Here is a 20,495-nt window from a genome sequence, read left to right as displayed (position 1 = left end):
AATGCTCGCTTATTGCATCGGAAGATTAAATTAACATTAGCGTTGCCGCCCCATGACAGTCGATATTTTCAAGCACACAGAAAAGGAGTTTCACGCCCCATGGATAGCAAATGTTCGGTCTTTATCGCAGCCAGCGTCGACGGCTTTATTGCCGGGCCAGACGGTGATATCGAGTGGCTTCATCGCCCTGAGTACGAAGGCGCCGAATTGAATGGCGTGACCTATGAACACTTCATCGCCACCGTGGATGCGCTGGTGATGGGCCGCAAGACCCTGGAAAAAGTGTTGTCCTTTCCGGAGTGGCCCTATGAGGGCACGCCGGTCATAGCACTCTCTCATCAATCGGTTGAGCTACCTGCGGAGTTGAAGGGCAAGGTTGAGGTGGTGAGCCAGGATGTCACCAGCCTCGTGGCAGCGTTGGCCGACCGCGGGATGAAACACCTGTATATCGACGGAGGCCAGACGATTCAGGCGTTTCTTGAGGCGGGTTTGATCGACGAGATGATCATCACGCGTATTCCGGTTGTGCTGGGTCAGGGGATCCCCTTGTTCAGCCCGTTGAGTGGCGAGCATGAGCTTCGGCATATCGGCACGTATGCGTCGGATAACGGGTTTGTTCAAAGCCGGTATGAGGTCGGTGGCAAGCGCTGATGCTCATTGAGCGATTGGTTTGAATCGAGGTGTCTGCATCACAGGCAAGCCAGCTCCCACAGAAAAGCAGCTCTGCGCTTGATCTTGAACCGGCCTGATCTGTCCTTGAATGTGTCAACTATGTCCCCGCACAGGCGTCCGGCCCGTGGTCCGCCGCAAGCGCGGTCCCCATAGCAGCCAATACCCGAATAACGGATATATAGGCAAAAAAACGCCCCGAACCAGTCGGGGCGTTTTTCATTCAGCATTCACCAATCAAGCCTGATCAGCCAACCGCCACGTCGTCCCGCCCTTCCCGTCTTCCAACACCACACCCATCGCGGTCAGTTGGTCACGGATACGGTCGGACTCCGCCCAGTCCTTGTTGGCCCGGGCAGTCAAGCGTGCCTGAATCAGCGCATCAACTTCAGCGGCATCCACACGCCCTTCAGCGCCCGCCTGCAGGAAGTCATCGGCTTCCATCTGCAGCACGCCCAGCACGCTTGCCAGCTCTTTCAAACGTGCGGCAAGCCCCGCCGCTGCGTCGAGATCGCTCTCGCGCAGGCGGTTGATCTCGCGCACCATTTCAAACAGCACCGCGCAGGCTTCAGGCGTACCGAAGTCATCGTTCATCACTTCGGTAAACCGTGCCACGAACGCTTCGCCACCCGCAGGCGCCACGGAGGGCAGGCCTTTCAGCGCGTGGTAGAACCGCTCAAGGGCGCCCTTGGCGTCCTTGAGGTTGTCTTCCGAGTAGTTGATCGCGCTGCGGTAGTGGCTCGATACCAACAGGTAGCGCACCACTTCCGGGTGGTATTTCTCCAGCACGTCGCGAATGGTGAAGAAGTTGTTCAAGGACTTGGACATCTTCTCGCCATTGATGCGAATCATGCCGCAGTGCATCCAGGCATTGGCGTAGGTCTTGCCGGTGGCCGCTTCGCTTTGGGCGATTTCGTTTTCGTGGTGCGGGAACTCAAGGTCGCTGCCGCCGCCATGAATGTCGAAGGTCTCGCCCAGGCAGCAGGTGGACATCACCGAGCATTCGATGTGCCAGCCCGGACGCCCGGCGCCCCATGGCGACTCCCAGCTCGGCTCGCCAGGCTTGGTGCCTTTCCACAGCACGAAGTCCAGCGGGTCTTGCTTGGCTTCGTCGACTTCGATCCGCGCACCGATGCGCAAGTCTTCGATTTTCTTGCGCGACAGTTTGCCGTAGCCCATGAACTTGGCGACGCGGTAGTACACGTCGCCATTGCCCGGGGCGTAGGCGTAACCCTTGTCAATCAGGGTCTGGATCATCGCATGCATGCCCGGGATATGGTCCGTGGCGCGCGGTTCCATGTCCGGCTTGAGGATGTTGAGGCGTGCCTCGTCCTCGTGCATCGCAGCAATCATGCGCTCGGTCAGCGCGTCGAACGACTCGCCGTTTTCGTTGGCGCGATTGATGATCTTGTCGTCGATGTCGGTGATGTTGCGCACATACGTCAGGTCATAACCACTGAAACGCAACCAGCGGGTCACCAGGTCGAAGGCAACCATGCTGCGGCCGTGGCCGATGTGGCAGTAGTCGTACACGGTCATGCCGCACACGTACATGCGCACCTTGTTGCCATCCAGCGGCTTGAAGACTTCTTTGGTCTTGCTGAGTGTGTTGTAGATCGTTAGCACGACAGTTCCTTAAAACAGAATCACTGGCCCCACGAATCACGCAAGGTCACGGTACGGTTGAATACCGGAGCACCGGGTTTCGAGTCCTTGATATCCGCGCAGAAGTAACCTTCGCGCTCGAACTGGAAACGGTCTTCCGGCTGTGCGTCGCCAAGCGATGGCTCGGCACGACAACCCGTGAGAACTTGCAGCGAGTCAGGGTTGATGTTGTCCAGGAAACTGGCGCTGTCTTCGGCCTTCTCGGGGTTAGGCGAGCGGAACAGGCGATCGTACAGGCGCACTTCGCATTCGACGCTGGCCGCAGCCGGCACCCAGTGCACCACACCTTTGACCTTGCGGCCTTCCGGGTTCTTGCCCAGGGTTTCCGGGTCGTAGGAGCAACGCAGTTCGACGATGTTGCCATCGGCGTCCTTGATCGCTTCGTCGGCACGGATCACGTAGCTGCCGCGCAGGCGCACTTCGCCGTTCGGCTCCAGGCGCTTGTAGCCTTTTGGCGGCTCTTCCATGAAGTCATCGCGGTCGATGTAGATTTCACGAGCGAACGGCAGCTTGCGCACGCCGAGTTCTTCTTTCTGCGGATGACGCGGCAGTTCGAGGTTTTCGACCTGGCCTTCCGGGTAGTTGGTGATCACGACTTTCAACGGACGCAGCACGCACATGGCGCGCGGGGCGTTCGCGTCGAGGTCCTGACGGATGCTGAACTCGAGCATGCCGTAGTCGACCACGCCGTCGGAGCGGTTGGTGCCGACCATCTCGCAGAAATTGCGGATCGACGCCGGGGTGTAGCCACGGCGGCGGAAACCCGACAGCGTCGACATGCGCGGGTCGTCCCAGCCAAACACGTGCTTTTCATCGACCAGTTGCTTGAGCTTGCGCTTGCTGGTGATGGTGTAGTTCAGGTTCAGGCGGCTGAACTCGTACTGACGCGGGTGCGCCGGTACCGGCAGGCTGTCCAGGAACCATTCGTACAGCGGACGGTGGCTTTCGAACTCCAGGGTGCAGATGGAGTGGGTGATGCCTTCGATGGCGTCCGACTGACCGTGGGTAAAGTCGTAGTTCGGGTAGATGCACCACTTGTCACCGGTCTGGTGGTGATGGGCGTGGCGGATGCGGTACATGATCGGGTCGCGCAGGTTCATGTTTGGCGAGGCCATGTCGATCTTGGCGCGCAGTACGCGGGCGCCGTCCGGGAACTCGCCGGCGCGCATGCGGTTGAACCAGTCCAGGTTCTCTTCCACCGAACGGTCGCGGAACGGGCTGTTCTTGCCCGGCTCGGTCAGGGTGCCACGGAATTCCTTGGCTTGCTCCGGGGTCAGGTCGTCAACGTAGGCCTTGCCGGCCTTGATCAACTCGACAGCCCAGTCGAACAACTGGTCGAAATACTTGGAGGCATAGCGCACTTCACCGGACCATTCGAAGCCCAGCCACTTGATGTCGCTTTCGATGGCGTCGATGTATTCCTGGTCTTCCTTGGCCGGGTTGGTGTCGTCGAAACGCAGGTGCGTGACGCCACCGAACTCCTGGGCCAGGCCGAAGTTCACACAGATCGACTTGGCGTGGCCGATGTGCAGGTAACCGTTGGGCTCAGGCGGGAAGCGGGTGACGATCTGCGTGTGCTTGCCCGAATCCAGGTCCGCCTGGATGATCGGGCGCAGGAAATTGACCGGGACGGCAGGTCCGGCCTTGGAATTCGAGGTAGGGTCGACAGTGGGCTTGCTCATAGGATCCTTGAACAGACGAAGTACTTGGCCGGGTGAGGCCGACAAACAAAGGGCTTATCATAGCCGATGCTGTCAAGGCCCTGACAGAGCGTGGCCAAAAACTGCTGCATTTATTGCACGGGCGGTAAAAAACCACCTCGAAATTCCCGCAGGTCACGCTAAACTGCGCGCCTTGGCTGCCGTTTTTGCCAAGCAGGTAAGGCGCAAAACGCCCAAACCCACGAATTCCTTGAAAGAGTAGTGAACATGACTCAAGTCAAACTGACCACCAACCACGGTGACATCGTCATCGAGCTGAACGCCGAGAAAGCGCCGATCACCGTCGCCAACTTCATCGAGTACGTTAAAGCCGGCCACTACGAAAACACTGTTTTCCACCGTGTCATCGGCAACTTCATGGTCCAGGGCGGCGGTTTCGAGCCTGGCATGAAAGAAAAGAAAGACAAGCGTCCAAGCATCCAGAACGAAGCGGACAACGGCCTTTCGAACGACAAGTACACCGTCGCCATGGCCCGTACCATGGAGCCGCATTCGGCCTCCGCGCAGTTCTTCATCAACGTCGCCGACAACACCTTCCTGAACCACAGCGGCAAGAACGTGCAGGGCTGGGGCTACGCGGTATTCGGTAAAGTCACCGCAGGCACCGACGTTGTCGACAAGATCAAGGGTGTGCAAACCACCGGCAAGGCAGGTCACCAGGACGTACCGGTAGAAGACGTTATCGTCGAGAAAGCCGAGATCGTTGAGTGATATTGCTGATTTCAGATTTGCATCTGGAAGAGGAGCGCCCGGACATAACCCGGGCGTTTCTGGATTTATTGAACGGCCGCGCCCGTTCCGCCCAGGCGTTGTACATTCTGGGGGACTTCTTTGAAGCCTGGATTGGCGACGATGGGATGACGCCCTTCCAGCGTTCGATTTGCCAGGCTCTGCGCGAGCTGAGCAACAGCGGCACCCAGATTTTCATCATGCATGGCAACCGGGATTTCCTGATCGGCAAGGCGTTCTGCAAAGCCGCAGGCGCAACCTTGCTCAAGGACCCGAGTGTGGTGCAGTTTTACGGCGAGCCCGTGCTGTTGATGCACGGTGACAGCTTGTGTACCCGCGACCTTGGCTATATGAAGCTGCGGCGCATCCTGCGTAACCCCATCACCCTGTTCATCCTGCGCCACCTGCCCTTGGGCGCGCGGCACAAGCTGGCGCGCAAGCTGCGCAGTGAAAGCAGCGCCCAGGTGCGGATGAAGGCCAACGATATTGTCGATGTGACACCTGAGGAAGTGCCGAGGGTGATGCAGCAGTTCGGCGTGCGTACATTGGTGCATGGCCACACCCACCGCCCGGCGATTCACAAGCTGCAGATTGGCGAGCAAGCGGCCAAGCGCATTGTGCTGGGGGATTGGGACAAGCAAGGGTGGGCGTTGCAGGTGGATGAGCAAGGGTTTCAACTGGCGGCGTTTGACTTCGTCAATCCGCAGTTGGCACTGCCCGGCGCTTGACCCAGATCGTTCCCACGCTCTGCGTGGGAATGCATCCTGTGACGCTCTGCGTCACGACCTTCAAAAGCGGACGCAGAGCGTCCAAAGCGGCGTTCCCACGCGGAGCGTGGGAACGATCATGGATTGAAGCTTAGTGGCCCGAAGCCTCCGGCCCGGCCTTCGCCGCGAACGGCGGTTTCGCCAGCCATACAATCACGATCAACGCCATGAACATCCACCCCAGCAACGTGAAGTAATCCACGGTGGACATCATGTACGCCTGGCTCGTCAGTATCTGGTCCAGTTGCGCATACGCCTTGTGCCCTGCCCCGCCGAGCGCCTGCAAGGCATCCCGGGTGGCCGAGTCGTAGGTGGTCATGTTTTCGCTCATGTAGGCATGGTGCTGGTCCGCCCGGCGAATCCAGATCCAGGTGGTCAACGAGGCCGCAAAGCTGCCGCCCAGGGTCCGCAGGAAGGTCGCCAGGCCCGCGCCGTCGGCGATTTGCGCCGGTGGCAGGTCGGACATCAGGATGCTCAAGGTCGGCATGAAGAACAACGCCACGCCGATACCCATGAACAGCTGCACCAGGGCGATGTGCGTGAAGTCGACTTCATTGGTGAAGCCTGCCCGCATGAAGCAACTCAGGCCAATCGCCAGGAACGCCAGCCCGGCCAGCAAACGCAGGTCGAACTTGTGCGCGTACTTGCCCACAAACGGCGACATCAACACCGGCAGAATCCCGATGGGCGCCACCGCCAGGCCCGCCCAGGTGGCGGTATAGCCCATCTGGGTTTGCAGCCATTGCGGCAGGATCAGGTTGATCCCGAAGAACCCGGCATACCCCAACACCAACACAATCGTGCCGATGCGGAAGTTGCGGTAAGCGAACAGCCGCAGGTTGACCACCGGGTGCTCGTCGGTCATTTCCCAGATCACGAACACCGCCAGGGCGATGGCCGAAATCACCGCGCCGATGATGATGAAGTTCGACTCGAACCAGTCCAGGTCGTTGCCCTTGTCGAGGATGATCTGCAAGGCGCCGACGCCGACGATCAGGCTGAGCAAACCGACGTAGTCCATCGGCTGGTAGCTGGTGACCACCGGGCGTTTCTTCAGTTGCGAGCGCACCACCATCACCGCAAAGATGCCGATGGGTACGTTGATAAAGAAGATCCACGGCCAGCTGTAGCTGTCGGTAATCCAGCCGCCGAGGATCGGCCCGGCAATCGGCGCCACCACCGTGACCATCGCCAGCAACGCCAGGGCCATGCCGCGCCTGGCGGGGGGATAGACCGCGATCAGCAGCGTCTGGGTCATCGGGTACAGCGGGCCAGCAACCAGGCCTTGCAGCACCCGAAAGCCGATCAGCTCAGGCATCGAGGTGGAAATACCGCACAGAAACGAGGCCAGCACAAACAGGATGGTGGCCCACAGAAACAGCTTCACCTCGCCGAAGCGACGGCTCAGCCAGCCGGTCAGCGGCAGCGCAATGGCGTTGCTCACCGCAAACGAGGTGATGACCCAGGTGCCCTGCTCCGAACTCACGCCGAGGTTGCCGGAAATCGTCGGCAACGCCACGTTGGCGATGGTGGTGTCGAGCACCTGCATGAAGGTCGCCAGGGACAAGCCGATGGTGGCCATCAGCAAGCTGGGCGGCGTGAACGAGGCGTTATTGCTCATTAGCGTTGCGCAGCCTTTGGAGCGGCGACGCTGTTGTCATGAATCAACTGGGTGATCATGGCGTCAGCTTCAGCCAGTTGGCGATCGTAGACGTTGGTGCTGAACGAAGCCTTTTGCGGCGCCTGCTGGGCCAGTACCGGGCCGCTCTGGTCGTGCAGGTCGACATTGACCACGGTGGACAAGCCCACCCGCAGTGGGTGCTTGGCCAGCTCATCGGCGTTCACATGGATACGCACCGGCACCCGTTGCACGATCTTGATCCAGTTACCGGTGGCGTTCTGCGCCGGCAGCAAGGCAAACGCACTGCCGGTGCCTGCGCCGAGGCTGTCCACGGTGCCGCTGAACTTCACGTCGCTGCCGTAGATGTCGGATTCGATATCCACCGGCTGGCCGATACGCATATTGCGCAGCTGGGTTTCCTTGAAGTTGGCATCGATCCACAGCTGATCCAGCGGAATCACGGCCATCAACGCAGTGCCCGGCTGGACCCGCTGGCCCAGTTGCACGGTACGCTTGGCCACATAACCGGTCACTGGTGCAATCAGGGTGCTGCGGGCGTTGGTCAGGTAAGCCTGGCGCAACTGCGCGGCGGCAGCCTGCACGTCCGGGTGGGACGAAATCACGGTGTCATCCACCAGGGCGCTGCTGGTCTTGAACTGTTGCTGCACGTTGGCCAAGGCGTTTTGCGCCGAGGTCAGGTCGTCACGGGCGTGGGACAGTTCTTCCTGGGAAATCGCCCCGCCAGCGGCGAGGTTCTTGCGTCGGTTGTAGTTGTCCTGGGCCTTTTGCACGTTGGCTTGTTGCGCCAGCACCTGGGCCTTCATGCCATCGACGTTGCTGTACAAGCCACGCACTTGGCGCACGGTGCGGGCCAGGTTGGCCTGGGCACTTTGCAGGCCGACGGCCGCGTCGTTGGGGTCGAAGTTGATCAGCACCTGGCCTTCATGCACCAGGTCGCCGTCGTCGGCACCGATGCTCACCACGGTACCGGTGACCAGTGGGGTAATTTCCACCACGTTGCCGTTGACGTAGGCGTCGTCGGTGCTTTCGCTGAAGCGGCCATACAGTTCGTACCAACCCCATACGCCCAGGACGCCGAGGATAACGATCAGTGCCAACACAAACAGCATGACTTTGCGTTTGCGCGGGTTGCTGGTGGACGGTTGTTCAGGCTTTTTTGTTTCAGGAGCGTTGTTGCTGGTTTCGGCAGTGGCCATGACAAGTACCTTGAATTATTCAGTGCGCGTGACTGGGGTGGTCGAGGCCACGTTATCGGCGTGGAAACCGCCGCCCAGGGCCTGCATCAGTTGAATCGAAAGATCGATCTGCTCGGCATTCAGGGTGGCCAACTGACGTTGGGCCTGGAGTAATTGCTGTTCGATGCTGAGCACGTCCAGGTAATTACCGATACCCGAGCTGTAACGCTGGACGCCGGTGTCGTAGGACTGCTGGGCAATGTCAGCGGCGTGTTGCTGGGCCTGGATCTGCCGGCCGGTCTCGCGCAATTGCGAGAGGGAGTTGCCGATATCGCCCAAGGCTTGCACCAGGGTTTTGTTGTACTGGGCCACGGCCAGGTCGTAGTCGGCGTCGCGAGCGTCGAGGTCGGCGCGCAGGCGGCCGCCGTCGAAGATCGGCAGCGAGATGGTCGGCGCTATGCTGAAGAAGCGGCTGGCCGAACCAAACATCGCATCCCCCAGCAACGACTCGGCCCCGGCGCTCGCGCTCAGGTTGAGGTTGGGGTAGAAACGGGTCTTGCTGGCATCGATGTTCTTGCTTGCAGCCTCGACACGCCAGCGTGCGGCGATCAGGTCCGGACGACGGCCCACCAGCTCGGCAGGCAATACGGAAGGCACGGCAACCGCGCTGGGCTTGAGCACGTTGGGGCGCACCAGTTCGCTGCCACGGTCCGGGCCTTTGCCGAGCAACACGGCGAGGGCGATCTTGGCGCTCTGCAGTTGTTTTTCCGCATCGATCAGTTGCGACTGGGAGCTGGCTTCCAGGCTCTCGGTTTGCTGGTACTGGTACTGGCTGTCGATCCCGGAGTTCAGGCGACGCTTGCCCAGATCGAGCATTTGCCGGGTGCGCTTGAGGTCATCATTGGCCAGGTCGCGCACGATATGGGCCTGGCCCAGGTCGCTGTAGGCCTTGGCGACGTTGGCTGCGAGGGTCAGGCGCGCGGCCTGTTGGTCGACTTCGGCGGCGCGGGCCTGGCCCAGCGCGGCTTCCCACGCGGCACGCTGGCCACCCCAAAGGTCAAAGTTGTAATTGAAGCTGGCGCCGATGTTGCGCACGGTGGCGTAAGTGCCGCCGACCCCTTGTGGGTCCTGGTCCTTGGCCAAGCGTGAACGGCTGACCCCGGCGCTGGCATCCAGGGTTGGCATGCGGTCGGCGTCGGCAGCATAGGCAGCGGCTTCGGCCTGGTGGGCGCGGGCGCTGGCCACTTGCATGTCGGGGCTGTTCTGCAGGGCTTCCTGGATCAGGCCGTCGAGTTGTGGGTCGCCAAGGCCTTTCCACCAGTCGGCGGTGGGCCAGGCGGCGGTGGACAGGGTCACGCCGCTGAGGGATTTGCCGGTTTGCAGGTTATTGGCTTCGAGGCGTTTGCCTTCTGTGTTCAAGCCGCTGAAATTGGCACAACCGGCCATAGTCATGGCCACCAGCACGAGACTGAGGCCGGCACGCAAGGAGCGATTGTTCATGCACTACCTACCCGCTGAATGGTGATGGGGTCACCCGCAGCTATCAGAATTTTCTTCAAGATTTTTTCCAGGGTTTGCAATTCACCCGGCTCCAGCGCGCCTGCCAACTGGTTCAAGGCCTGGGCACCAATGTGCGGCAGCATGTCGGCCACGCGCTGGCCTTCCGCGGTCAGCACCAACTGCACCTGGCGCCGGTCCTGCTCGGAGCGCTTGCGCGCCAGCAGGTCCTTTTGTTCCAGGCGGTCCAGCATGCGGGTCATGGAGCCGCTGTCCAGGGACAGGTTGCGGCACAGTTCGGCCGGGGTGTCGACGCCGTACTGGGCCATGATGATCAACACCTTGAACTGCGCGGCGGTGATGCCGTGAGGTTCCATGTGGGTGTCGATGATCTTGTCTTTAAGCAGCGCAGCCCGGCCCAGCAGCAAGCCGAGGTGGCAGTTGTGAAAGTTTTCGGGGGTGAAGTGCTTCATCGTGACCAGCCTATTAACTGCCTAAGCAGTGAATGTGTGACACGATGTTACTGCCTAGGCAGCGAATGTCAAACGAATAGTTAGGTTGCTTGCTAATTAGCCGATAAAGGGTGGGAGCCGGGCTCCCACCCTGAACGTGTACCGATCAGAAATCGCGCTTGTAGAAAATATCCAGGGAGCTGGCCACACCGCTAGCCACTTCCAGGTACACCTTCTTGCTCAGCAGGTAGCGCAAGGCAATGGTGTTGGCCGGTTCAAAAACCCCGACGCCATAACGCAGGCTGAGCTTCTCCGAAATCTTGCCGCTGGCCACCACGGCGGTATTGGTGCCGCTGCCCTGGGTGTCCAGTTCAAAGTCCTGGATGCCCAGGTTCTTGGCGATGTCCGAAGTGACCCCGGCACTGCCCATCAACCCAAGACCCAGCGCCGCTTCTGCCAGCATGTTGTTGTCCTCACCGTTGGTGGTGCGTGATCGCCCCAACACCAGGTAAGACAAGGCATCCTCTTGGGCCATCGCCGGCTCCGAGAAGATTTGCGTCGTCGGCTGCTCGGCACTGCCGCTCAGACGAATACCGGCGGTGACGGTCCGGGACGGCTCGGTAGTTATCCGCACCGCTTCGATATCCAGGAACGGCTGGTCAAGCGGCCCGGCGAACAGTAGCCGCGCACGACGCACCGTGAGGCGCTGGCCGTAGGCGCGATAGCGACCGTCGTTGAGCCACAGTTCGCCACGGGTGTCCATGTTGTCGCCGATGTGCACGTGGCCTTGCAGGTTGGCGGTGAGGCCAAACCCGGCGAAGCTCAGCTTGTCCTTGCCGACCTCCACGTCGATGTCCATCGCCATGGCCATGGGCGGCTTGCCCTCTTCGGTCTGGCTGCCGACGATCACGGTGTCATCCGAGACCTTGACCGTCGACGGCGGCAGTTCGCGCACAGTGATCTCGCCTCTGGGAATCTGCACCTTGCCGGAGATCGCCAGCTTGTCGTTCTTCATGCTGATTTTCAGGTCGGGTTCCACTTCCAGGGCCGCGTACGGCTCCACGGTAACCGGCAGTTGCGTGCCTTGCAGGGCGATGTCCACCGCCAGGGCCTGACCCCAATCGATCTGGCCCTTGATAGTGCCCTGCCCGGCCTTGCCGCTGCGCCATCCGCCGCTGAGTTGCACGCTTTCGCCGGCAATCACCGCCTGGATATTCAGGCCTTCGAAACTGGTGGGCAGTTCCGGGCCGGAGATTTCGCCGCCGACCAGGTTGACGCTGCCGTTGACCTGAGGCGCCAGCAGGCTGCCGGCGATTCGCCCGTTACCGTTGAGCTTGCCGTTGAGTTTCTCGACCATGGGTACAAAGGGTCGGGCGACGGCGAGATCAAGGCCGGTCAGGGTGAAGTTACCGGTGATCGGCTTGTTCTTCGCCAGCGGATTGAGCTGCGCCTGCAACAGCAATTCGCCGAGCTTGCCGCCACGGAAATTGAGCTGGGTGTCGATGCGCGTGGGGTTGAGGGTGGTTTCCAGCTTCAGCGTGTCGTAGGGGAAATCCAGCCACTGATCCTTGTCCTTGACCCGCAGGGTGCCGCCACTGGCGTCCACCGAGACCACGCCTTTGGGGCCGCTGGCAGGCAAGTCGAGTTGCACGTCGGCATTGAGCTTGCCCTGCCAGGCGAAATCCTTGGGCAACCACTGCGCCAGGCTGTCGATGGGGAACTGCTTGAGGTGGTAACGCAGCTTCGGCTCTGGCATCAGGCGCTGGTCTTCACCGCACAGGCTCGCCGGGCCGGAGACCCAGCAATGGGCAGCAAAGGTCAGCTTGCCGTCGGCCAGGCGCTCGATTTTCGCCGGGGCTTGCAGCTTCCAGTCCTGGCCACCGGCTTGCACATCGCCACTGGCCAGGCGCCCGCGCCAGTTGCCTTTGTCGAGATTGCCGTCCAGGGCCAGGGCCAGCTTGAGCAACGGGCCGGCCAGGTCGAGCTGGACTTTCTGGCTTTTGATATCGCCCTGGGCGCTGGCAGTGAAGGTGCCGAGCTGGGTTTCACCGGCCTGGATGCCGCTGCCCTTCAGGTCGATCCTGGCGCGCTGGGCGTTGTCGAGGTTCGCGTCCAGGGTCAGGTTTTGCAGACGATTGTCTTCAAACGCCAGTTGTTGACCCACCAGGTTGAGCTTGCCTTGGGGGGCGTGCAGAGTGCCGGCGACGTCGAGGCGGCCGTTCATCTGCCCGCGCAGTTGCGGCCAGAGTTGGGCGAGGCGCGTCAGTTTGATGTCGATCTGCCCAGCAAGCCGTTGTTGCAGGCTGCCGCTGCCATAGATGCGGTTGTCGCCGAGGCGGATGTCGAGGGCGCCGAGGGTCCACTGCTCGCCTGCGCCTTCGGCTTTGGCCTGAAGCACGGCGGGTTGGCCGCGCAAACGGCCCTTGAGGTCGAGGTCGGCATTGAGCTTGAGTTGCTCGTTCTTCATTTCACCCTTGCTGCGCAGCGGGCCGGCCAGAGTACCCGGCAGTTCCGCGACCCAGTACGCCGGGTTGATGGCCGACAGGTCCAGCGCAGTATCCCAGGCAATGCCATCGGCAAATTGCAGGTTCAGATGGCCTTCGGCCTTGCCCTGACCGGCGGCGAGTTTCAGCTCGGGGAGGAACACTTGCTTGAGGTCGCCGCTGAACGGGCTGGCCAGGCTGAACTTGCCCGCCGGGCCGTCGAGGTCGGCCTTGAAGTTGCCCAGGTAGTTGCCGTCCTTGTAGGAGACTTCGCCATTGAAGGTACGCAAGGCGACTTGGGGTTTGTCGATCACCGGGTACAGGCGATGCCAGGGGAAATCCAGCCAGTCGATTTTCGCGTCGGCGCTGAAGCCTTGCTGCCAGTCCAGATTGGCACTGACCTTGAGGCTTTGCTTGTCGCCGGCATTCAGGTCCAGCCCGGCGATCTGCGCGCCCTTGGCGTCGACCTTGCCTTGCAGCAGCAGGTCCACCGGACCTTTTTCCGCCGGCAGAACGGCTTTGCCGAGCAGTTGGTAACCGTTGCTCAGGTCGCCCTTGGCGGTCAGGTCCAGCTGATTGAGTTGCAGGGTATCGGGCAAATCGGCGCTGGGTTTAAAGCCGTCGGCGGTGATGTGCAGTTGCGCCGGCAGGTTTTCCACCAGCGGTTGCAGTTCGCCGCTGAGCTTGGCCGGGAGGTAGCCGCTGCTGTCGGCATTGAGCTTGAGGGTCTTGAGCAAATCGCCATCGACCTTGAGCGCCAGCGTCCAAGGCGCACCGCCCGGCGCGTAAGGCAGGCTCAGGTTACCGCTGGCGGTCAACGGCCAGTTGCCGGTGGGTTGCAGCAGGCCGGACAGGTCAAGGACCAAACCGTCCCGTTGCAGGTGCACCGAGTCGATCTGCATCCCGGCGGCAGTCCAGTGCGCCGCCAGTTGCAGGCCCTGGAGCTCTTCGCTGCCATTGAACAGCAGGCTGCCGATGCGGATGTCGCCCAACTGAATGGCGACTGGCAGTTTCAAGTCCGGCAGGGTAATCGGGCCGCTGCTTTCTTCGGTGCTGGGCGGAAATTGCAGGTTCACCTGCTCCACATCCAGCTGGTTGATGCACAAGGTCATGTGCATCAAACAGGCCGGCGACCAGTCGAACTTCGGTGCCTGCAGCTCCACGCGGCGGCTGCCTTGCTGCCATAACAGATGGTCGGCACTCCACTGCCCGCCCAGGCGACCCTGGAAATTCTCCAGGGTCAAACCCGGCACCTGCCCCAGCACCCAACGGCTGCCGGCTTGGGTACCCAGCACCGTCCACAGTGCCAGCACTATCACCGCGAGGACCGCCAGAATGGCCAGCCCCGCTATTTTCAAACCACGCATCACAGCTCAGGCCCCATGGAAAAGTGCAAACGAATGCCGCCCGGATCTTCGAGGGCATGGGCCAGGTCGAGGCGGATCGGGCCGACCGGCGACACCCAGCGCACGCCCACACCCACACCGGTTTTCAGGCTCGGCATTTCCAGGGTGTTGAACGAGTTGCCTTGGTCGATAAAGGTCGCGATCCGCCATTTTTCGGCGATGGAATATTGATACTCGGCGCTCAGGGCCACCATGTAGCGGCCACCGATGCGGTCGCCACGATCGTTTTCCGGGGACAGGGTCTGGTACTCGTAACCCCGTACGCTTTGGTCGCCACCGGCAAAAAAGCGCAACGACGGCGGCACGGATTTGTAGCCGTTGGTGGCACTGCCACCAAACTGCGCCCGCGCCAGGAAGCGGTGGTTGTCCCACAGGGTGGTCAAGCCCTTGATCGTCGCCGTGCCGTAAAGAAGGTTGGTGTCGGAACCCAGGCCTTCCTTGGCGACCTTCGCGTCGAACAGCAGGCGATAGCCATTGTGCGGGTCGATGCGGTTGTCGCTGCGCAGGTAGGAATAACTGATACCCGGCATCAGCAACGTACTCAGGCCCGAGTCGTTGCCCAGGCGATATTCTTCGCGCTGCCACTTGAGCGAAATCACCCGCGTCCAACCGCTGGGCAACTTGCTGTGCCACTCGGGGCCGAGGGTGAGCAGTTTACTCAGGGTGTCGGTGTTGGCGATTTCCTCATTCTGGTAACCGCCGGCGAAACGCAGTTTGTCGGTGAGCGGCGGGTCCATGGGAATGTCGTACCACAGACCGACGTTCTGCCGGGGCGCCGACAGCTCGGCTTCCCAGCCATAACTGTGGCCCTGGGGGTTGACCCAGTGGCGCGTCCAGTTGGCCTTGCCCCGTGGACCGACGTCGGTCGAGTAGCCAAGGCCCAGGCCCATGGTGCGCGGCTTGCGGGTTTCGAGTTGCACGGCCACCGGGATCACGTCATTGGTCGAGGCCGCCGGGGCGGCGTCCACGCGCACGCCTTCGAAAAAGCCGCTGGATTGCAGGTTCTGGTTGAGTTCGGCGATCAGTTCGGAGTCGTAAGGCGCGCCGCTCTTGAACGGCACCATGCGTTGCAGCAGGTCTTCATCAAACGGCGTATCGCCGGCAAAGCTGACCTTGCCCAAGGTGTAGCGTGGGCCACTGTCATAAATCAGTTCGATATCGGCCACACCCGCCTTGGGGTCGACCGAGAGTTTCTGGCTGGTAAAGCGCCCGCTGAAAAAGCCGTAGCGTGACGCCTGGTTCTGGATGACGCGCTTGGCGTCTTCGTAGTTGCCGTGGTTGAGCACGGCGCCGGATTTGAGTTGGTCGCTGGCGGGCACGCGAAAGGCCTTGAGGTCGGCGGCCTGGCCGTCGACCCGAATGGTCACATTGCGCAAATGCACCGGTTCGCCGGGGTCGATGGTGAGGATCAGGCGCGGGTTCTTGCCGCCCTTCACATCGCTGGCAATCTGCGGTTGATAGTAGCCCAACGCCTGTGCGGCCTTGCGGGCCTGCTCCTCGGCGCCACGGCTGAACCGCAGCAGGGCTTCTTCGTCACGATCGCCGACCCCGCCGATATAGCCTTCGATGTTGGCTTTCAACGCGTCGTTTGAAGGCTTGATGCGCACATCCAATTCGCTTTGCGCCAAGGCGCCGCAGCTCGTGAACAGCAGAATCAAGCCGCTGGTAAATCTTCCTGGAAACTTCATAGGCCGGGATGCTACACGAGCTTGGGAGCGGGTTAGAACCCGGATTTGTCTGAATAATTCTGTCTCAAACCGTTGCAGCCTGTAACACCTGCGGATTTGCGTGAAAGAACACGTGTTCCAGAACAGGTCCTACAGCTACCTCGCCAATCTCTTCATACCCCTGGCGCTTATAGAACTCCAGATAGCGAGAATTCCCCGTATCCAGCACCACGCCGGATGAATGCGGGTCTTCGGCGCACCAGTTGTGCACCGCTTCCAGCAGTTGCTCACCATAGTGTTTGCCCTGGAATTGCGGGTGAATCCCCAGCAGCGGCAGCACGTGCACCGAATCCGAGGGCAGGCATGCCAGCACCGCCTGATGGTATTCCAGGTAGCGCCGGGTGCCGCGCACACCGGTGCTCAGCCACATGCGCAATTGCCAGGCCCAGCTTTCGGTGATGCCCAGGCGGCGGGTCGGTGGCGCGATCAGGGCGATGCCGATCAGTCGGTCGTTGACCAACAGGCCAATGGCCGGGAGTTTCTGGAAGAAGTGCTGCTTGACCAGCTCACGCACCGTGGCGCGCACCCGCTGTTCGTAGCCGGGACGTTCGGCTTCGAAGATGTAGGCGAACGTCGGCTCATGGCGATAGGCCTGGTACAACAGGGAACGGGCTTCGCGGGAATAGCCGCTGTCGAGCATGTGGATCTGGGTGATGGCAGTCGAGGTGTCAGGCATAACAGTGAATCTCCCCTGGGCGCGGCTCAAAAGGTTGCGCTCTTGTTATTACGAACGTCTGCGGCACTGGTTCGTTCAGTGTAGCCACCGGGGGCCGCTTCGCAGCCCAACGCAGCCTCGTGTCTCGGCAGCTGCTACAAGGCTGGCTCCCGTCCGACTTGTCGGCTAGCATCGCCCTTTTGCCAGACTGGACTGCCGACCATGAAAATCGTGTCTTTCAATATCAACGGGCTGCGCGCCCGCCCTCATCAGCTGGCGGCACTGATCGAGAAACACCAGCCGGACGTGATCGGCCTGCAGGAAACCAAGGTCCACGACGACCAGTTCCCGCTGGATGAGATCAAGGCCCTGGGTTATCACGTGTATTACCACGGGCAGAAAGGCCACTACGGTGTCGCCCTGCTCTCGCGCCAGGAACCGCTGGCGCTGCATAAAGGTTTTGCCAGTGACGAAGAAGACGCCCAGCGCCGCTTCATCTGGGGCACCTTCGCCGACGCCAATGGCAACCCGATTACCATCATGAACGGCTATTTCCCACAGGGCGAAAGCCGCGACCACCCCACCAAGTTCCCGGCCAAGCAGCGCTTCTACGAGGACCTGCAAACCTTGCTGGAGTCACAGTTCAGCAATGACCAGGCCGTGGTCGTGATGGGCGATGTGAATATCTCCCCGGAAGATTGCGACATCGGTATCGGCGCCGACAACGCCAAGCGCTGGCTGAAGACCGGCAAATGCAGCTTTCTGCCGGAAGAACGCGAGTGGATGGCGCGCCTGAAGAACTGGGGCCTGGTGGACAGCTTCCGTCATCTCAACCCTGACGTGGCGGACCGCTTCAGCTGGTTCGATTACCGCAGCCGTGGTTTTGAAGACGAGCCAAAGCGCGGGCTGCGGATCGACGTGATCCTGGCCTCCCAAGGGCTGCTGCCCCGGGTGAAGGATGCCGGTGTGGATTACGACCTGCGCGGCATGGAAAAACCCTCCGATCATGCGCCGATCTGGCTGGAATTGAGCTGATTCAGCACTGAGGGTCGGGAAGCCGGCCCTCGTCACATTTATGCAACCTGCCTGACTTAATCTCGCGGCACTCCCTTTGGCTTGAGAAGGTGCCGGCATGATGCTGCGCGTTCTATCCCTGCTGGCCCTGCTCAGCGCATTTCCCCTCGCCGCTTTTTCCACCCCACTGCCCTTCCCCGAATATGGCCCGGCCTTGCGCATCCAGGGTTCCAACACCATCGGCGCGGCGCTTGGCCCGGCGCTGGTCAAGGGGCTGATGGAGCAACAGGGGCTGCAAGCGGTGCACAGTGAGCCATCTGACCAGGCCAACGAACAGCACATCGTCGGCAAGACTCGCCAGGGCCAGAAGGTGACAGTGGAAGTGGCCGCCCATGGTTCCAGCACCGGGTTCGCGGCCCTGAAAAAAGCCAGCGCCGATCTTGCGGCGTCTTCCCGGCCGATCAAGGACAGTGAACTGGTGGATCTGGAATCCCTCGGCGACCTGAAGAGTCCGGATGCCGAACAAGTCATCGCCATTGACGGGGTGGCAATCATCCTCAACCCGCGCAACCCGTTGGGTACGTTGAACACCGAGCAACTGGCGCAGATTTTCAGCGGCGAAGTCTCGAGCTGGGAGCAACTGGGCGGCATCGGCGGCAAGATTCACTTATACGCGCGGGACGATCAGTCCGGCACCTACGATACTTTCAAGGAACTGGTGCTCAGCCGTCGCGGCAAGGCACTGGATGGCAGCGCCAACCGGTTCGAGTCCAGCGAGGAATTGTCGGATGCCGTCAGCCGTGACCCGCAGGGTATCGGTTTTATCGGGTTGCCTTATGTGCGCCAGGCCAAGGCAGTTGCCATTGTCGATGGCGACTCGCAACCCATGCTGCCATTGAGCAGCCTGATTGCCACCGAGGATTACCCGCTGTCACGCCGGCTGTTCTTCTATTTGCCGCCGGTTGAGCACAATCCCTGGGCCAAGGCCTTGGTGGACTTTGCGCAAAGCAGCAAGGGCCAGGCGATCGTGGCCGCCAACGGCTTTATCGCGCAGCAGGTGCAAGCCATGGCGGTGGAGCCGCGGGCGCCAATGCCAGAGGATTACCAGGCGATCGCCCGGCAGGCGCAGCGGCTGACCGTGAATTTCCGGTTTGAGGAAGGCAGCGCCAGCCTCGACAACAAGGCGCGCCAGGACTTGATGCGGGTGGTGGCTTATATAAAGAGCCACGGCAAGCTGGACAAGCAGGTGACGCTGGTGGGGTTTGGGGATGCCAAGAGTGATGCTCAGCGGGCGGCGCTGTTGTCGAAGTTGCGGGCGATGGCGGTGCGACGGGAACTGGTTAAAAGCGGCGTGGTGCTGAGGGACATTCAGGGGTTCGGTGCCGAGATGCCCGTGGCGGCAAATACGGCGGATGAGGGAAGGATCAAGAATCGGCGGGTGGAGGTTTGGGTGTATTGAGGACGCGGAGCGTCCGGGGCAGTATTCCCACGCAGAGCGTGGGAACGATCAACTGGCCTCATCGCGGGCAAGCCCGGCTCCCACAGCTGACTGCATTCCCCTGTGGGAGCTGGCTTGCCTGCGATGAAGACACCTCGGTGTTACTGGCCGCTGCGCATCATCTCCCGCGGCACGTACTTGCCGATCTCGAACTTGCCGATCGCCGCGCGGTGCACTTCGTCCGGGCCGTCAGCCAGGCGCAGGGTGCGCTGCATGGCGTACATGTAGGCCAGCGGGAAGTCATTGGAGACACCGGCGCCACCGTGGATCTGGATCGCACGGTCGATCACCTTCAACGCCACGTTCGGCGCTACCACTTTGATCTGGGCGATTTCGCTTTTCGCGACCTTGTTGCCCACAGTGTCCATCATGTAGGCGGCTTTTAAGGTCAGCAGGCGCGCCATGTCGATTTCCATCCGCGAGTCAGCGATCTTGTCGATGTTGCCACCCAGGCGGGCCAGCGGTTTGCCGAATGCAGTCCGGCTGACGGAACGCTTGCACATCAATTCCAGCGCACGCTCGGCCATGCCGATGGAGCGCATGCAGTGGTGGATACGGCCCGGGCCAAGGCGACCTTGAGCAATTTCAAAACCCCGGCCTTCGCCCAGCAGGACGTTTTCGTAAGGCACCCGGACGTTTTCAAACAGCACTTCGGCGTGACCATGGGGCGCATCGTCGTAGCCGAACACCGGCAGCGGACGTACGATTTTCACACCCGGCGCATCCACCGGCACCAGGATCATCGAGTGCTGCTGATGACGCGGCGCATCCGGGTTACTCAGGCCCATGAAGATCAGGATTTTGCAGCGCGGGTCGCAGGCGCCGGAGGTCCACCATTTTTTACCGTTGATCACCCACTCGTCGCCGTCACGTACCGCACGGGCCGCCATGTTGGTGGCATCGGAGGACGCCACGTCCGGCTCAGTCATGGCGAATGCCGAGCGGATCTCGCCGCGCAGCAACGGCTCCAGCCAGCGCTGCTTTTGCTCTTCGTTGGCGTAGCGCACCAGCACTTCCATGTTGCCGGTATCCGGTGCCGAGCAGTTGAACGGCTCCGGCCCCAACAAGGAGCGGCCCATGATTTCTGCCAGGGGAGCGTATTCCAGGTTGGTCAGCCCGGCGCCCAGTTCGGATTCCGGCAGGAACAGGTTCCACAGGCCTTCGGCTTTAGCCTTGGCTTTCAACTCCTCCATGATCGCAGTGGGCTGCCAGCGGTCACCTTCGGCAACCTGGCGTTCAAACACAGGCTCGGCCGGGTAGACGTAAGCGTCCATGAACGCGGTAACGCGTTCACGCAGTTCCTGAACCTTGGGCGAATAGGCGAAATCCATGGGCAGCACCTTCTCAATGGAGGTTGTTGAGGTCATGAATCGATGCTAGAACAGCGTTGATAAT

15 protein-coding genes are annotated in these 20,495 nt (G+C 61.3%); 5 read left to right on the top strand and 10 right to left on the bottom strand.

What is annotated here, in order from left to right:
* Positions 1-99 precede the first annotated feature (99 nt).
* Complete coding sequence (locus tag BLU46_RS27460; RefSeq protein WP_093208058.1) at positions 100-651, top strand: dihydrofolate reductase family protein; 552 nt, start codon at positions 100-102, stop codon at positions 649-651.
* A gap of 255 nt (positions 652-906) precedes the next feature.
* Here BLU46_RS27460 and cysS read toward each other — a convergent pair whose 3' ends face one another.
* Both cysS and BLU46_RS27450 read right to left on the bottom strand, forming a co-directional pair.
* Positions 907-2,295: a cysteine--tRNA ligase gene (gene cysS / locus BLU46_RS27455; protein ID WP_008432427.1), complete on the bottom strand. Its 1,389-nt coding sequence runs from the start codon at positions 2,293-2,295 to the stop codon at positions 907-909.
* 20 nt (positions 2,296-2,315) lie between these two features.
* Positions 2,316-4,016, bottom strand: coding sequence for a glutamine--tRNA ligase/YqeY domain fusion protein (locus tag BLU46_RS27450; protein ID WP_063028688.1), 1,701 nt, complete (start codon positions 4,014-4,016; stop codon positions 2,316-2,318).
* 246 nt (positions 4,017-4,262) lie between these two features.
* Here BLU46_RS27450 and BLU46_RS27445 point away from each other — a divergent pair, with 246 nt between their 5' ends.
* Positions 4,263-4,766 carry a peptidylprolyl isomerase gene (locus BLU46_RS27445; RefSeq protein ID WP_017476987.1) on the top strand — a complete coding sequence of 168 codons (504 nt, stop codon included), beginning with the start codon at positions 4,263-4,265 and terminating at the stop codon, positions 4,764-4,766.
* The gene (gene lpxH, locus BLU46_RS27440) at positions 4,763-5,512 is read left to right on the top strand and encodes a UDP-2,3-diacylglucosamine diphosphatase (protein WP_063028686.1); all 750 of its coding nucleotides are present in this window, start codon (positions 4,763-4,765) and stop codon (positions 5,510-5,512) included. The genes BLU46_RS27445 and lpxH overlap by 4 nt, the downstream gene beginning before the upstream one ends.
* Before the next feature lie 130 nt (positions 5,513-5,642).
* On the opposite strand, the gene BLU46_RS27435 is transcribed toward lpxH, so the two are convergent.
* The 7 genes from BLU46_RS27435 to BLU46_RS27405 all read right to left on the bottom strand — a co-directional run bounded on the left by BLU46_RS27435 (position 5,643) and on the right by BLU46_RS27405 (position 16,609).
* The gene (locus BLU46_RS27435) at positions 5,643-7,172 is read right to left on the bottom strand and encodes a DHA2 family efflux MFS transporter permease subunit (RefSeq protein WP_063028684.1); all 1,530 of its coding nucleotides are present in this window, start codon (positions 7,170-7,172) and stop codon (positions 5,643-5,645) included.
* Positions 7,172-8,389 (bottom strand): efflux RND transporter periplasmic adaptor subunit, encoded by a 1,218-nt coding sequence (locus BLU46_RS27430; protein WP_063028682.1) that lies wholly within the window; start codon positions 8,387-8,389, stop codon positions 7,172-7,174. Before BLU46_RS27430 ends, BLU46_RS27435 begins: the two co-directional genes overlap by 1 nt.
* A gap of 15 nt (positions 8,390-8,404) precedes the next feature.
* Positions 8,405-9,868, bottom strand: coding sequence for an efflux transporter outer membrane subunit (locus tag BLU46_RS27425; RefSeq protein ID WP_063028680.1), 1,464 nt, complete (start codon positions 9,866-9,868; stop codon positions 8,405-8,407).
* Positions 9,865-10,338 (bottom strand): MarR family winged helix-turn-helix transcriptional regulator, encoded by a 474-nt coding sequence (locus tag BLU46_RS27420; RefSeq protein ID WP_003211792.1) that lies wholly within the window; start codon positions 10,336-10,338, stop codon positions 9,865-9,867. The genes BLU46_RS27425 and BLU46_RS27420 overlap by 4 nt, the downstream gene beginning before the upstream one ends.
* A 145-nt stretch (positions 10,339-10,483) precedes the next feature.
* The gene (locus BLU46_RS27415) at positions 10,484-14,167 is read right to left on the bottom strand and encodes a translocation/assembly module TamB domain-containing protein (RefSeq protein ID WP_093208055.1); all 3,684 of its coding nucleotides are present in this window, start codon (positions 14,165-14,167) and stop codon (positions 10,484-10,486) included.
* Complete coding sequence (locus tag BLU46_RS27410; RefSeq protein WP_023658973.1) at positions 14,167-15,894, bottom strand: autotransporter assembly complex protein TamA; 1,728 nt, start codon at positions 15,892-15,894, stop codon at positions 14,167-14,169. The genes BLU46_RS27415 and BLU46_RS27410 overlap by 1 nt, the downstream gene beginning before the upstream one ends.
* A gap of 64 nt (positions 15,895-15,958) precedes the next feature.
* A complete protein-coding gene (locus BLU46_RS27405; protein WP_093208052.1) occupies positions 15,959-16,609 on the bottom strand; it encodes a GNAT family N-acetyltransferase in 651 nt (216 codons plus the stop codon).
* A 201-nt stretch (positions 16,610-16,810) separates the two neighbouring features.
* On the opposite strand from BLU46_RS27405, the gene xthA reads away from it, so the two are divergent.
* Positions 16,811-17,623: an exodeoxyribonuclease III gene (gene xthA / locus BLU46_RS27400; protein ID WP_003211800.1), complete on the top strand. Its 813-nt coding sequence runs from the start codon at positions 16,811-16,813 to the stop codon at positions 17,621-17,623.
* A 97-nt stretch (positions 17,624-17,720) separates the two neighbouring features.
* Positions 17,721-19,061: a substrate-binding domain-containing protein gene (locus BLU46_RS27395; protein WP_093208049.1), complete on the top strand. Its 1,341-nt coding sequence runs from the start codon at positions 17,721-17,723 to the stop codon at positions 19,059-19,061.
* Positions 19,062-19,201: 140 nt separating this feature from the next.
* Here BLU46_RS27395 and BLU46_RS27390 read toward each other — a convergent pair whose 3' ends face one another.
* A complete protein-coding gene (locus BLU46_RS27390) occupies positions 19,202-20,431 on the bottom strand; it encodes an acyl-CoA dehydrogenase (RefSeq protein WP_063028670.1) in 1,230 nt (409 codons plus the stop codon).
* Positions 20,432-20,495: the final 64 nt, after the last annotated feature.

This window comes from Pseudomonas yamanorum (assembly GCF_900105735.1).
GTDB classification, from domain to species: domain Bacteria; phylum Pseudomonadota; class Gammaproteobacteria; order Pseudomonadales; family Pseudomonadaceae; genus Aquipseudomonas; species Aquipseudomonas yamanorum.
The sequence above is the reverse complement of the archived record's forward strand: the minus strand, read 5'-3'. Positions and strand labels throughout refer to the sequence as shown.